Consider the following 13038-nt stretch of genomic DNA (forward strand, 5'->3'; position numbering starts at 1 on the left):
GCGGTCACAGATGCGGCCATACGCTCGCGAATGTGACGTCGACCTCGCCCCGGGGCCGTTCGCGGCGCGCCTCCCCCGCGCGCCGTGCCCCACGTGAACGGGACGGCCGACCCGCGCACATATCGGTGCGGGTGGCGCACACCGTGCTGGGCGCCGCCGCCGGGCTGATGTGGCTGGTGCTGCCGGGGATGACGATCAGTACGGATGTTCCGGTTGCGGCCCGGCCGAACCGGCCCACCGCCCGGACCGTCTCGGCGGACGGCGACGGTCCGGCGGCGGACCTGGTGCTCCCGGTCGCCGCGGTCGCGGGCGCGGGCGCAATCGCCGGGTACGGATACCTGCGGCGGACCGGCAGGCGTCCCCGCCCCCGGCCCCGCGGGCCCGGCACGCGGCCGTCCCTGGCCGAACTGGACGGCCTGGCCGCCGGATCGCTGGTGGAGCAGGACGATCACGTACGGGCCAGCCGTGAGGAAGTCGTTTTCGCACGGGCCCAGTTGGGCGACGCCGCGGTGGAGCCGTTCGACCGTGCGGTGCGCGACGCCGCGACAACGCTGACGGACGCCTTCCTGGCCCGGCAGGAGTACGACGACCGGGGCCCCGGCGACGATCGCGCGCGGCGTCGCCTGCTCGACGGCGTCGTGGGGCGATGCACCGCGTCGGGGCGTGAACTCGACGCCACGGCAGCGGACTTCGCGCGGCTGCGCGCACTGGACGAGGACGCGGGACGGACCGCCGCGCTGCGCACCGCCGAGGCACGCTTCCGGGCCCTGGCCGGCCGCACCCCGGACACGGAGGCCCTGCTCGCCGCGCTCACCGCCCACTACGGTCCGGCGGCGGTCGAACCCGTCACCGGGTACGTCGAACAGGTCAAGGACAGGCTGGTGTTCGCCACGTCCCGGCTCAACCGGGCCCACCAGTCGGCCGATCTGGGCGACCCGGGCCGGGCCGCGGACCATCTGCGCGCCGCCGAGGGCGCGATCGCGCAGGCGGACGTGTTCCTGACCGCCGTCGACACCCACCGCGCGGACCTCGACGAGGCGGCGGCGACCGTACCGTCCGCGCTGTCGGGAGCGGAGACCCGGCTCGCGGAGGTACGGCCGGACGCGGCGTCCCGCGCGGACGGGACCCGGTCGTACGTCGCGCACGCGGACGGCGTGCTCGCCGCCGTGCGGACCGGCGCCGCGGCCGGCCCCCACGACCCGGTGGACGCGCTGCGCCGGATCGTCCGGGCGACCGCGTTCCTCACCGGGGACGGCGGTGGCGGGGACCCCGGCGTCCTCGGGGCCGCCGCGGCGCTGGTCGCGCGGGTGGCCGTCGCGTCGGCGGCCGGTTTCGTGGCGACGCACCGCGGTGCCGTGGGCGCGGAGGCCCGCACCCGCCTGGCGGCGGCCCGGGAGCGCCTCGCGGCGGTGCCGCCGGACCACCTGGCGGCGGACACCCTGGCCCGCCGGGCCCGTGAGCTGGCGGAACGGGACGTCAGGACGTACGGCAACCCCACCGCGGACACGGCGGGGCGGGCAGCGGGCGTGGGTGGCGCCCTGCTGGGCGGCGTCCTGCTCGGCACCGGCCCGGACGACGGCCCGCCGGCGGGGTACGGCGGCCCGGCCACCCAGGCGGCGCGGACCCGGCCGGCCCCGGCACCCCTCGGCGGACGCGGCGGCTGAGGACGCGCGGAGAGGGCGAGGACGGGCGGGCCGGTGTGCGGTGCCCGGTCCGCGCCGGCCGCCGCGCGACGCGCGTCAGAACAGGCTGAGCAGCGCCTCCGCCGGGTCCGCCAAGACGTGGCCCGCCTCCGGGAGCGGGAGTTCGAACCACACGGTCTTGCCGCGCGGTGTGCGCCGCGATCCCCAGGCCGCCGAGAGCAGTCCGACGAGTTGCAGCCCCCGGCCGCCCTCGTCGGTGTCGCGGGCCCGGCGGCGGCGCGGCTGGACCAGACCGGCGTCCCAGACCTCGCAGACCAGGGTGCGGTCGAGCAGCAGCCGCAGCCGGATCTCGCCCTCGCCGTACCGCAGCGCGTTGGTGACGAGTTCGCTGACGAGCAACTCGCTGGTGTCGACGAGGGGTTCGAGGTCCCAGGCGAGCAACTGGCTGCGCGCGTACTCCCGCGCGCGGCCCACGCTGCGCGGTTCGCGCGGCAGCGTCCAGTCGCCGACGGACTCGGTCGGCAGCCCCTGCACACGTGCCATCAGCAGCGCGATGTCGTCCTCGCCGTGGTGGTTGCCGAGGGTGTTGAGGACGTGGTCGCAGACGTCCTCCAGCGGCTGGGCCGGATCGGTCAGCGCGCCGACGAACGCCTGGAGGCCCTCGTCCAGCGGGTGGTCGCGGGACTCGACCAGGCCGTCGGTGTAGAGGGCGAGGAGGGCGCCCTCGGGCAGTTCGACCTCGACCTCCTCGAAGGGTTCCCCGCCGACGCCGAGCGGCAGGCCCGGCGGCACGTCGAGCATCAGCGCGTCCTCGCCCGGTTCGACCAGGACGGGGGGCAGGTGGCCCGCGTTGGCGAAGGTGCACCGCCGGGTCACGGAGTCGTAGACGGCGTACACGCAGGTCGCCAGGTACACCTCGGAGAGGTCCGCCTCGCGGGGCCGGCGGGCGGACCGGGTGGCCTGCTGGACCCCGCCGGGGGCACCGAGACCGCGCGCGATCTCGTCCAACTGGGTCAGTACCTCCGCCGGTTCGAGGTCGAGCAGCGCCAGCGTCCGTACGGCGGTGCGGAGTTCACCCATGGCGACGGCGGCACGCAGCCCGCGCCCCATCACGTCGCCCACCACCAACGCGGTGCGGTGGCCGGGCAGTTCGATGACGTCGAACCAGTCGCCGCCGACCTCGCTGGGCCGCCCGGTGGCCGCGCTGCCGGGCAGGTAGCGGCACGCGATGTCGAGGCCCGACGCCTCCGGGTCGTCCGGGGGCAGCAGCGACCGCTGGAGGATCAGGGCGCGTTCGTGCTCGCGCCGGTACAGGCGGGCGTTGTCGATACAGACGGCGGCGCGGGACGCGAGTTCCACCGCGAGCGCGCGGTCGCGGTCGCCGAAGGGCTCGCTGCCCTTGGTGCGGGCGAACTGCGCGAGCCCGACCACGGTGTCGTGGGCGACCATCGGCACGGCCAGCGTCGACTGCACGAGACCGCCCTCCACGGGCGGCACGGCGTGCGGGCGCGCGGTGCGAAGGGCGTCCGCGCAGGGCGAGTTGAACGGGTAGTGGTGCACGGCGCCGACCGTCACGGCGGTCCCGGACCCGGCGAACGGCGCCTCGGAGACGGCGCTGGCGAAGGCGACGCGGCGCAGTTCCGCGCTCCCGTCCGCGAGCCCGACGGGCGTCTCGTCGCCGGCCAGGAGCCCCTGGTACAGGTCGACGGTGGCGAGGTCGCAGAAGCCGGGGACGACGACGTCGAGCAGCTCGCGGGCGGTGGTCTCCAGGTCCAGGGAGTTGCCGATGCGGGCGCCCGCGTCGTTCAGCAGGGCCAGGTTGCGGCGGGCGGCGGCGGCCTCGCGGGCGGCGGCGCGGCGGGAGGTGACGTCGGTGCCGAGCCAGGCGACCCCGATGGGGCGGCCGGTGCCGCTGTGCACGCGGTACAGGTTGACCGACCAGTGCCGGCGCTCCTCGGAGCCCGGCACGAAGCCGGTGACGTGCATGTCCGTGATGCTGTCGCCGGTCTCCAGCACCCGGCGCAGCGTCGCGGCCATCCGGTCGGCCTCGGCGCGCGGCAGGTAGTCGTGGACGTTGCCCCCGTAGTGGTCGTCGGGGGTGCCGCCGAAGATGGACGCGAACCGCTGGTTGGCTCGGCGCACCCGCAACTCGGTGTCGATCAGCAGGAATCCGAACGGAGATTGACCGAAAATCGCCTGCGAGGCGGCGAGGTCCGTCTCGATCCCGCGCAGCGTCAGGACGTCCACGACGATGCAGACGGCACCCCGCCGTCCGTCCTCGGTGCTGGTGGGCATCACGTAGATCTCGGCGAGCCCCTCCTCGGCGCGCCGGTCGCGTCGCCGCCGCGCGGCCCCGCGGCCCTTCCCGGGGGCGTGCGGGGCGACGGCGGCGTTCTCGGCGGCTGTCTCGTTCGACGCCCCTGCCTCCGGTGCCTCCGACGGGCCGGCCGGGTCACCGGTGTCCGCGGAGGCACCGGTGCCGTCGATACCGGTGCCGTCGGTGCCGTCGGCGTGCTCGCCCGACGTGCCGTCAGCGGTGTCGGGGGCCTCGCCGAAGTCGGGGCCGTCGCCGAAGTCGTCCGGCGCGGGCGGCTTGCGGAAGGAGACGACGCCGGTCCACTCGCGGCCGTCGAGGATCTCCGCCATCTTGCGGTGACTGCGCTCGCGGAGGTCGGGGGCGACGAACGCGGCGATGGGGTCCATGCCCAGCGCGCGTTCCGCCGGGATGCCGAAGAGCTGCTCGGCCCGCAGGCTCCACTGGTCGACCAGCCCGTCGGGGCCGATCGAGAAGGACGCGACCTTGATGTACTCGTAGATCGAGCCGGGCAGGCTGCTCTGCCACGTGGCGTCCGAGGCCGTGGCGTCGCCGGGGAACCGCCCCGCCGCGCCGGAGCGTCCCCGGAAGGCGAGCGGCTCCCTGTCCTCGGCACCGTCGGCCGCGTCGCTCTTCGCGCGCGCCGCGGTGTCGTCCGCGGTACCGCTCGTCGCGCCGTCCGACGGGTCCTCGGACCCCGTGGCCCTCGCTGGTATCTCGCTCACGCGAACCGTCCCCTCCAGCTCACCGCGTCCGGCACCGGTCACCGGGGGCGGCTGCCCGCAGTATCCAGCACTACGGCGCCGCACAACACGGTGTTCACGATCACAGGACAAATCCGATGCTTATCGGACCGGCCTGTGCAACACAATCACTCTTCTAACCAGGTGACACCCGGTCGAACCACGTCCGTCCACGGGCGCCACCGGCGCACTCCGGCCAACCGGCGCACGGCCGGGCGCGGGTGGTAGCGCGGCGGTCACGCGCGGACACGGTGGGTGCCGTCGCGGGAGCCGCTCCGGGTTCCGTACGCCCGTTGTCCGAAGGCTCCGCGGGCCCGGACTCAGGCGGCCGGCACCGCCAGTTCGAACCACACCGTCTTGCCGGTGTCACGGCAGCGGGTACCCCAGCGGCGCGACGTGCAGGCCACCAGTGTCAGACCCCGCCCGTGCTCGTCGTCGGCGTGGGCGGTGCGCTCGCGCGGGGGGTCCGGCAGCGGGTCGGACACCTCGACCAGCAGGACGCCGGGCAGGTGGGACGGGTGCACGAGGCGGACCTCGATGGGGCCGGAGGCATGCCGCAGCGAGTTGGTCACCAGCTCGCTCACCAGGAGCGTCGCGGAGTCGTCGAGCATCTCGAGACCCCACGTGCGCAACTGCTCGCGCACCACGGCACGGGCACTGCGAACCGCACCCGGGTCAGCCGGGAAGGTCCACTCGACACGGTCGCCTTCGGTACCGATCACGCCGATCACTCCCGGCCGGCGGTCCGCCCACTCCGCATTCATGGGATTAAAGGGCACATACCCGGCAATCCGCGATCCGTACCGCTCGCCCTCCCGGCACTTCCGCCACCGGGCCGCCCTCGACCCGCCGTCGACCCGCCTCCGGTCCGCCGCACCTCGCCGCGCTTCGGGCCACATCACGCCCGGAGAGCCCCGGGACCACACGGAAGCGGAGGGAGGGGCGCACGGGCGCACGGTCCGGACGCGACCGCGAGCCCACGCGCGCCCCACGTGCCCGGGTGGCGCAGCCGCTCGGGCCTTCCGGCAACGCCGCGAGGGCGCGCGTGCCGGGTGCCTCCCGCCGGGCCGCCCCGTCGCCCGGAGGGCTCAGGCGGGCCCGGGGCCACCGGCGGCCGGGCGGCGGGCGAGCACCGCGCGGACCGCGGGCACGTCCTGGTCGAGCCAGTCGACGTCCCAGACCTCCGCGGGTCCGAGCCAGCGCAGCGCGTCGTGGTCCTGAAGGGGTTCGGGGCCGGCGGAACCGGGGCGCAGCCGCACGGTCCACACCTGGAGCACGTAGGGCGGCCGGAGCGGCCACTCGCCGGGGACGCGTTCGACGGCCTCGGTGTCGACGCCCAGTTCCTCGCGCAGTTCGCGGACGATCGCGGCGGCGGGGCTCTCGCCCGGCTCCACCTTGCCGCCGGGCAGTTCCCACCGGCCGGCGAGCTCGGGCGGTCCGCTGCGGCGCGCGGAGAGCAGCCGGTCACCGTCGAAGAGGGCGGCGCCCACGACCACGGTCCGCGGCGCGACGTCCTCCGCGCCGGTGGTGCCTCTCGCGCCCGTGGCGTCCCTCGCGTCCGTCATGCGGCGGAGCCTACGGGAGACGGCGCGCGACCCGGTGGACCGGGACGCCCGCCCCTGTCCAGGACAGCCCCGCGCTCAGTTCCGCAGATGGGCGCTGGGGTCGCCCTGCCCCTGTCCGATGCGCTCGACCCAGTAGAGCTGCTTGTGGCCGCTCTCGTCGAGGCTGTCGGCGATCCGCTCGGCCTCCGCGCGGGTGGCGTACATGCCGACGCGGTACCGGTTCCCGTTGTCGTCCTGCCGGATGACGAGCCACGGCAAAGTGACCGTGCCGTCGTTCATCGCGCTCCTCCCCTGCCGGCGCTTCCGCGCACCGCGCCCCCCGCTGAAACAGCGATCCGCATATGCCGGAGCCTACGCCTAACCTTCACGCAGCGAATACGCCTTTTCACAAAGAGGTACGCAACCAGCCACGATGCCGGGGCGCACGACCCAGAACGCGCCCTCCGGGCGCTGCGCCAAGGGCGCGGCAGGGTGCGGACGCGGTGCGCACGACGCCCCACGAGCCACCCTCCGTCCCGTCCGCAACGGACACCCGACGAGGACCGGCGGAAAGTGGGCCGAATCCCGCCGCCCCGCCGAGGGAGCGCGGACCGCAGGCGAAGGCGCCGGGGGCGGCCGACGGCCGGGACCGCGGGCCGGACGGCCCGCGCGGCGTCCGCCCGGCGGGGCGCGCCGGATCCGGTGCGCCCCGCCGGGCGCGCCGGGCCGGGCACGGTCAGTCGAGGCAGAACTCGTTGCCCTCGACGTCCTGCATCACGATGCACGAGTCGAAGTCGTCGAGCAGGAGCTCGACGCGGACCGCGCCGAGCGGGAGCAGCCGCGCACACTCGGCCTCAAGGGCGGCCAGCCGTTCCTCGCCCACGAGCCCGGTGCCGACCCGGACGTCGAGGTGGACGCGGTTCTTGACGGTCTTGCCCTCGGGAACCCGCTGGAAGAACAGCCGCGGCCCGACACCGGTGGGGTCGCCGCAGGCGAACCAGGCCCCGCGGTCCTCGGGCGGGCGCGAGTCGTCGAACGCGGCCCACGTGGCGAAGCCCCGCGGCGGCGGCGACACGACGTACCCGAGCACTTCGCACCAGAAGCGGGCGACGCGCTCGGGTTCCGCGCAGTCGAAGGTGATCTGGACCTGCCTGACCGATGACATCCGCGCACCCTAACAAGGGGCGCCGCCGGTCAACACCGCCCGGATGCGGGCCAGTTGCCGGGGGCGGGCTGCCTTCAGCGCACCGGCAGGTGGTAGGAGACCCGGTAGCGGTCCGCCGGGATCACCACGTCGGCGGTCTCGACCGGGCGGCCGGACGCGTAGTAGGTGCGCTCGACGACCAGGACGACATGGCCGGGGACGCCACCGAGGGTGTGCAGTTCCTCGGCGAGGCCGGGGCGGGCGCCGACCTCCTCGGTCATGTTGTCCACGACGACGTCGATCGCGGCCATCCGTTCGACCACGCCCATCCCGCCGAGCGGGCCCTCCTCGGGCAGCATGACGGGCGTGCGTCCGGTGACCGCGAGGGGTTCCCAGGAGGTGGAGAGCATGATCACCTCGCCGGCCTCGCGGAACACGTACCGCGTGCACATCACGCGGTCGCCCGGCTCGACCGCGAGCCGCTCGGCGACCGGGCCGCTGGCCTCGATCTGCTCGCTGCGGGACTCCCAGGTGCCGCGCGCCTCCCCGTCGGCCTGCTCCTGCCGGAAGGGGGTGGCGCCGCCGGAGGGACGGTTCCCGGAGCGGACGACGCGACGCGGCACCGGCCGCTCCCGTACGTACGTCCCGGACCCGGAGCGGCCCTCGACCAGCCCCTCCGCCATCAGCACCTTGCGGGCCTCCAGTGCGACCGTGTCCGAGACGCCGTACTCCTCGCGGATCCGGGCCTGCGAGGGGAGGCGGGTGTGCGGGGGCAGCAGGCCGTCAGCGATCTTCTTGCGCAGATCACCCGCGACACGCAGGTACGCCGGCTGCTCACCGAATGTCACTGGCCGCTCCCATCAGGTTGTACAGACAGCGACAGCCTGGCAACCGTGGGTTGTGCGGCGCAAGTGAAGGCCAGAGAATCACTCGATGTGATGACTTGTTGGCGGTGAACCCTTTACGCAGGCACTTTCTCCCCGCCGGGCGTGCCGCCACACCTGACGGACCCCTCGGACCGCGCCCCGCCCGTCCCGGCCGAGCCCGTCCGCCCCGCCGCTCCGCCCCGCGCGGCCGCCCGGTCACCCGTCGAACGCGGTGGCGCGGCTCAGCTTCTCCCACGCGGCGACGTCGCCGCGCACCTCGTCGAGGTGGTCGAGGACGGCCGTGACCGCGTCCTCCCCGAGCGGCAGCCGCAGCGGTGTGTTCTCGGCGTCCAGGGCGGCCAGGATGACGGCCGCGGCCCTGGCCGGGTCCCCCGGCTGCCGCCCGGCGCTCTCGGCGCCCATCCGCCGGGTGGCGCCGACGGTGGCCGCGTACGGGCCGAGGTCGGCGCTGTACACGGCCCTGCCGTCGTCGAAGAACTCCGTCCGGAACGCGCCCGGTTCGACGATCAGCACCTTGATCCCGAACTCTCCCACCTCGTCCGCCAGGGCGACCGACATGCCCTCCAGCGCGTGCTTGGAACCGCTGTACGCGGAGACGCCGGGAAAGGCGACCTGCCCGCCCATGCTGCTCATCTGGACGACCGCGCCGGAGCGCCGCGCCCGCATGTGCGGCAGCACGGCCCGCACCAGCGCCGCCGGGCCGAAGACGTGCAGGTCGAACAGGGCCCGCAGTTCCACGTCCGTGGTCTCCTCGAAGGCGCCGACGTGCGCCCGCCCGGCGTTGTTGACCAGGACGTCGATCCGTCCGTGCCGCGCCACCACGTCGTCCACCGCCGCCGGGACGGCGGCCGTGTCGGTGACGTCCAGCCGCAGGGCCTCCAACTGGTCGGGGTGCGCGGCCACCAGGGCGTCCAGGGCCTCGGGGTGCCGCGCGGCGCCGACGACCACGTCCCCTGCCGCCAGGGCCGCCTCCACGACGGCCCGCCCGAAGCCACTGCTCGCGCCGGTGACGAACCAGACCTTGTTCATGACGTCTCCCCGTTGGGTCGATGGCGGCGCCCCGACCGGGCGCCTGTGAACCAGCGTGCGCGCAGGGCCCGTTGCGGGTCCAAGACCTGCCGTGATAACCGATGGGCATGACGACCGACGTTCATCTGCGGGAACTGCGGTACTTCGTCGCGGTGGCCGAGGAGCTGCACTTCACCCGCGCCGCGGCACGCCTTTACGTGTCGCAGCCCGCGCTCAGCAAACAGATCCGGGCGCTGGAGGGGCAGTTGGGCGCCGAACTGTTCCGCCGGGACCGGCAGGGGGTCGCGCTCACGGACGCGGGTGCGGCGCTTCTCCCGTACGCACGCGAGGTGTTGGCCTCCTGGTCCCGCGCGTCGGCCGCGGTGGAGGCGGCCCGCACGGCCCAACGCACCACGCTCGTCGTGGGCATGAGCACCAGCCCCGGCCGGGGCGGCCTGCTGCCGGCGGTCCGCTCCCGCTTCACGGCGGCCCACCCCACGGCCAACGTCCGCGTGCGACAGGTGGGTTGGGACGACCCGACGGCCGGACTCGCGTCCGGCGACACCGACGTCGCGTACGTCTGGCTGCCCCTGCCGGACCAGGACCGCTACGACTGGACGGTGGTCGCCGAGGAACCCCGGCTGATCGCCCTCCCGGAGACGCACCCCCTCGCGGCGCGCGAGGAGATCGACTTCGCGGACCTGGCGGACGAGCCGTTCCTCGCCCTCCCCGCCGCGGCGGGCCCGTTGCGGGATCACTGGCTCGCCCTGGACGCCCGCTCGGGCCGACCGCCGCGCGTGGGCGCGGAGATCGCCGGCACCGAGGAGACGTACGAGGCCCTGGTGGCGGGCCTCGGCATCTGCCTGGTGGCGGCGGGCAACGCCCGGCTCGTGACCCTGGGCGGCGTGGTCACCCGCCCGGTCGGGGGCCTCGGTCCGAGCCAGTACGTCCTGGCCTGGCGCCGCGAGGACGAACACCGGCCGCTGGTACGGGCGTACGTGGAGGCGTGCCGGACGGCGGCACCGCCCCCGGCGGGGTAGCCGGGTCACCCGGTGGCGGTCAGCGACTCCTTGCCCCACGCGACGAGCGAGGAGTGCACGTACCCCTTGACCCCGGTCCGCCGGACGGTGATCTTCACCCAGACCCCGTCCCCCTCGGCCCAGCCGCGCGAGACGCAGGTGTCCCCGCGATACGCGGTACCCAGCACCCGCGCGTGCCGCCGCGGTTCGGCGCGCACGGAGGCGGAGGAGGCGGTGATCCGGCAGTACTCCCCCGCCCCGGCGCCGGAGGCGGACGCCGGCCCGGCCCCCCACGGCAAGGCGAGCGCACAGACGGTGACCAGGGCAAGAAGGTGGCGGTGCACGGGACGGTTCCTCTCGGGCTTCTCGAAGGGGCGGACCCGGCACGGGCCCGCCCCACCCTCCACAACGGCACTCCGCACCCCGGCCGGGACCCTTTTCACCGGTTCAGGTGACGGTGCGCCCACGGGCCCGTGACGGGCCGGGGGATCCGGACGCGCACCCCCGGGCCCCGCTCACCCCGACGCGGCGGACTCCCCGCCCGTCATGCCCAGGCGTGCCTGTTCCTCCTCGACGATCCGGCGGGCCAGGTCGGCGTCCGACACGTCGACCGCGTCCGGGGTGGCCTCGGCCACGGCGCTGCGGCGGGCGTACGCGTCGAACAGGCGGGTCTTCTCCGCCAGGATCCGCACCATGCGTTCGTCGACACCCCCGGTGGCGAGCAGGCGATGCACCCGGACCGGCCTGACCTGGCCCATGCGGTGCGCCCGCGCGACCGCCTGGTGCTCGACGGTCGGCTTGATCTGCGGTTCGCAGAGGACGACGACCGAGGCGGCCTGCATGTTGAGGCCGACGCCGGCCGCCTGGATCTGGCCCAGGAGCACCGCCGGTCCCGGGACGGCGGCGAAGTCGTCGACGATCCGCTGCCTCCGCGCCGGCGCGACGCTCCCGGTGAGCGGACCGAACAGCGGGGTACCGGCGGCGGGGCCCGCGGCGAGCGCTTCCCGCACCACGCCCAGCACGTCCTTGAAGTTGGAGAAGACGACCGTCTTCAGCCCGTTCTCGCCGGCCTCCCGCACGATCTCGCCGAGCCGGTCCAGCTTGGCCGACCCCTCGGGCCGCATGTACGCGGCCCGGCGCATCGCCATGAAGTTCCCGGCACGCACGGCCTCCCGGTACGCCTCCTCGTCCGAGGCGCTCAACTCCTCCCACTCGTCGGTCTGTTGAAGACTGGGGAGTTCGGTGAGGACGTCGTCCTGATTGCGTCTGAGGTAGACCGGCGCGACAGCCTTGCGGAAGGCGACCGAGCCCAGCAGCGCGTTCCGTTCGCCCAGGGAGTCGGCGACCTCCGCGTCGAGCATCCGGACCAGGCTGCGGAACTCGACGACCCGGTTCTCCATGGGGGTTCCGGTCATGAAGAGGGCGCGTTCGCAGCGCCCGGTCCACAGCGCGACCGCCCGGGACCGCTGGGCCTTCGGGTTCTTCACGGAGTGCGCCTCGTCGACGACGAGCAGCCCGACCTCGCCGCCGCCCGGTTCCGGGAATCCGCGCAGTGCCTCGAACGTGGTGACCGCCACCCCGCCCCGCCCCTTCCAGTCGGCGAACGCGTGGTGCCGGTCGGGGCCGTGGAGCACCCTGACGACGAGAGCGCTGCGGGCCTCGATCTCCCGGGTCCAGTTCACGAGAACGCTCGCCGGGCAGACGACCATGAAGTGGGTCTGCCCCTCGGCGGCCAGATGGGCCAGCACGGCGATCGCCTGGATGGTCTTGCCGAGCCCCATCTCGTCGCCGAGCATCACCTTGCGCTGAGCCAGGGCGAACCGCGCGCCGAACGCCTGGTATCCGCGCAGGGAGACCCGGCGGTGGGAGTCGTCGAGCTGCTGGGTCCGCACCCGCTCGGCGATCTCCTCCGGCAGGAAGCCCTCGGCCGCCGCCGCGTCGGGCCGCCGGCCGGAGATCTCGGCGAGCAGGCCGTAGTACTCGGCGGAACGCAGTTCGAAGTCCACCCAGGCCGCGACGTCGGACGAGGGCCCGCGCAGCAGGTCCACCGAGGTCTGGGCGAACAGCTCCGGCAGTCCGGCCCGCTCCGCCTCGTCGACCAGCGAGCGGATGTCGGTGACCGCCGCGAGGGCGCGCGCTCTCCTGTCCTGGCCGGCCAGCAGCATCCCGAGGCGGCCGGCGGCCGGCTTCGCGTCGAGCAGCAGCGGGCCGAGCCGTTCCGTGAGGGCGGTGGCCCGTCCCACGGCGCGCCGGGCGTCCGGGCCGGCCTCCACCAGTACCTGGAGGGCCGTGACGAGCGCGGTGGTGCCCGGCTCCGGCCGGTCCACGTCGATGGTGACGGCCACCGTCTCGTGCACGGCATCGGAGATCCGGCGGGCCGCGGCGAGCATCTGGTCGACGGTGCGCTGCCCGACACCGGGGATCTGCCGCAGCCGGTAGGGGCCGGCTTCGAGGACGGCGCCCACCGTGCGGAAACCGCTCTTCTCGATGCTCCCCAGCCGCAGACGCCCTTCGGTGACGTCCTGCAGCCGGGCGACGGGGATGGCGGCGAGCTCGCGCCCGGCCGCCGCGTCGTGGATCGGCCCCAGCGCCGCCCGCACCGCCTCGACCGCCCTGCCGTGGTCGTCGACGACCGCCTGCGCCGCCCCGCGCAGCCGCACTCCCCGCGCGACCGTCTCCCGCCCGTCCCGCCCCACGCGTCCCGCCCCTCCCCCGGTGCGAGGACGGCCCGACCGG

At 75.0% G+C, this 13038-nt stretch carries 11 protein-coding genes; 2 read left to right on the forward strand and 9 right to left on the reverse strand.

Features of this window, described 5'->3' with window-relative positions; all coding sequences use genetic code 11:
- Positions 1-131: 131 nt before the first annotated feature.
- Positions 132-1664 carry a hypothetical protein gene (locus tag ACFZA0_RS31540; protein WP_391023294.1) on the forward strand — a complete coding sequence of 511 codons (1533 nt, stop codon included), beginning with the start codon at positions 132-134 and terminating at the stop codon, positions 1662-1664.
- 75 nt (positions 1665-1739) lie between these two features.
- Here the strand turns inward: ACFZA0_RS31540 and ACFZA0_RS31545 are convergent, their stop codons facing one another.
- The 7 genes from ACFZA0_RS31545 to ACFZA0_RS31575 all read right to left on the reverse strand — a co-directional run bounded on the left by ACFZA0_RS31545 (position 1740) and on the right by ACFZA0_RS31575 (position 9304).
- Positions 1740-4472 (reverse strand): SpoIIE family protein phosphatase, encoded by a 2733-nt coding sequence (locus ACFZA0_RS31545; protein WP_391023498.1) that lies wholly within the window; start codon positions 4470-4472, stop codon positions 1740-1742.
- Between the two features lie 548 nt (positions 4473-5020).
- Positions 5021-5431, reverse strand: coding sequence for an ATP-binding protein (locus tag ACFZA0_RS31550; protein WP_391023500.1), 411 nt, complete (start codon positions 5429-5431; stop codon positions 5021-5023).
- A gap of 357 nt (positions 5432-5788) precedes the next feature.
- Positions 5789-6265, reverse strand: a complete 477-nt coding sequence (locus tag ACFZA0_RS31555) for an NUDIX domain-containing protein (RefSeq protein ID WP_391023296.1) — start codon at positions 6263-6265, stop codon at positions 5789-5791.
- Positions 6266-6340: 75 nt separating this feature from the next.
- Positions 6341-6544: an SPOR domain-containing protein gene (locus ACFZA0_RS31560; protein WP_391023298.1), complete on the reverse strand. Its 204-nt coding sequence runs from the start codon at positions 6542-6544 to the stop codon at positions 6341-6343.
- A 436-nt stretch (positions 6545-6980) separates the two neighbouring features.
- Positions 6981-7409, reverse strand: coding sequence for a VOC family protein (locus tag ACFZA0_RS31565; RefSeq protein ID WP_391023300.1), 429 nt, complete (start codon positions 7407-7409; stop codon positions 6981-6983).
- Positions 7410-7483: 74 nt separating this feature from the next.
- Positions 7484-8236: a GntR family transcriptional regulator gene (locus tag ACFZA0_RS31570; protein ID WP_391023302.1), complete on the reverse strand. Its 753-nt coding sequence runs from the start codon at positions 8234-8236 to the stop codon at positions 7484-7486.
- A gap of 234 nt (positions 8237-8470) precedes the next feature.
- Positions 8471-9304, reverse strand: a complete 834-nt coding sequence (locus tag ACFZA0_RS31575) for an oxidoreductase (protein WP_391023304.1) — start codon at positions 9302-9304, stop codon at positions 8471-8473.
- 101 nt (positions 9305-9405) lie between these two features.
- On the opposite strand from ACFZA0_RS31575, the gene ACFZA0_RS31580 reads away from it, so the two are divergent.
- Positions 9406-10323 carry a LysR substrate-binding domain-containing protein gene (locus ACFZA0_RS31580; protein ID WP_391023305.1) on the forward strand — a complete coding sequence of 306 codons (918 nt, stop codon included), beginning with the start codon at positions 9406-9408 and terminating at the stop codon, positions 10321-10323.
- Between the two features lie 5 nt (positions 10324-10328).
- Here the strand turns inward: ACFZA0_RS31580 and ACFZA0_RS31585 are convergent, their stop codons facing one another.
- Positions 10329-10646: an SH3 domain-containing protein gene (locus ACFZA0_RS31585; RefSeq protein WP_391023307.1), complete on the reverse strand. Its 318-nt coding sequence runs from the start codon at positions 10644-10646 to the stop codon at positions 10329-10331.
- 171 nt (positions 10647-10817) lie between these two features.
- Positions 10818-12998, reverse strand: a complete 2181-nt coding sequence (locus tag ACFZA0_RS31590) for an SNF2-related protein (RefSeq protein ID WP_391023309.1) — start codon at positions 12996-12998, stop codon at positions 10818-10820.
- Positions 12999-13038: the final 40 nt, after the last annotated feature.

Source organism: Streptomyces sp. NPDC008150, assembly GCF_042956945.1.
In the GTDB taxonomy this organism is placed as follows: Bacteria; Actinomycetota; Actinomycetes; order Streptomycetales; family Streptomycetaceae; genus Streptomyces.

What these genes read in the sequence shown, in the direction of transcription:
- ACFZA0_RS31555 (WP_391023296.1), bottom strand. Translation starts at nt 6,265, where the DNA reads ATGACGGACGCGAGGGACGCCACGGGCGCGAGAGGCACCACCGGCGCG.
- ACFZA0_RS31560 (WP_391023298.1), bottom strand. Translation starts at nt 6,544, where the DNA reads ATGAACGACGGCACGGTCACTTTGCCGTGGCTCGTCATCCGGCAGGAC.
- ACFZA0_RS31565 (WP_391023300.1), bottom strand. Translation starts at nt 7,409, where the DNA reads ATGTCATCGGTCAGGCAGGTCCAGATCACCTTCGACTGCGCGGAACCC.
- ACFZA0_RS31575 (WP_391023304.1), bottom strand. Translation starts at nt 9,304, where the DNA reads ATGAACAAGGTCTGGTTCGTCACCGGCGCGAGCAGTGGCTTCGGGCGG.
- ACFZA0_RS31580 (WP_391023305.1), top strand. Translation starts at nt 9,406, where the DNA reads ATGGGCATGACGACCGACGTTCATCTGCGGGAACTGCGGTACTTCGTC.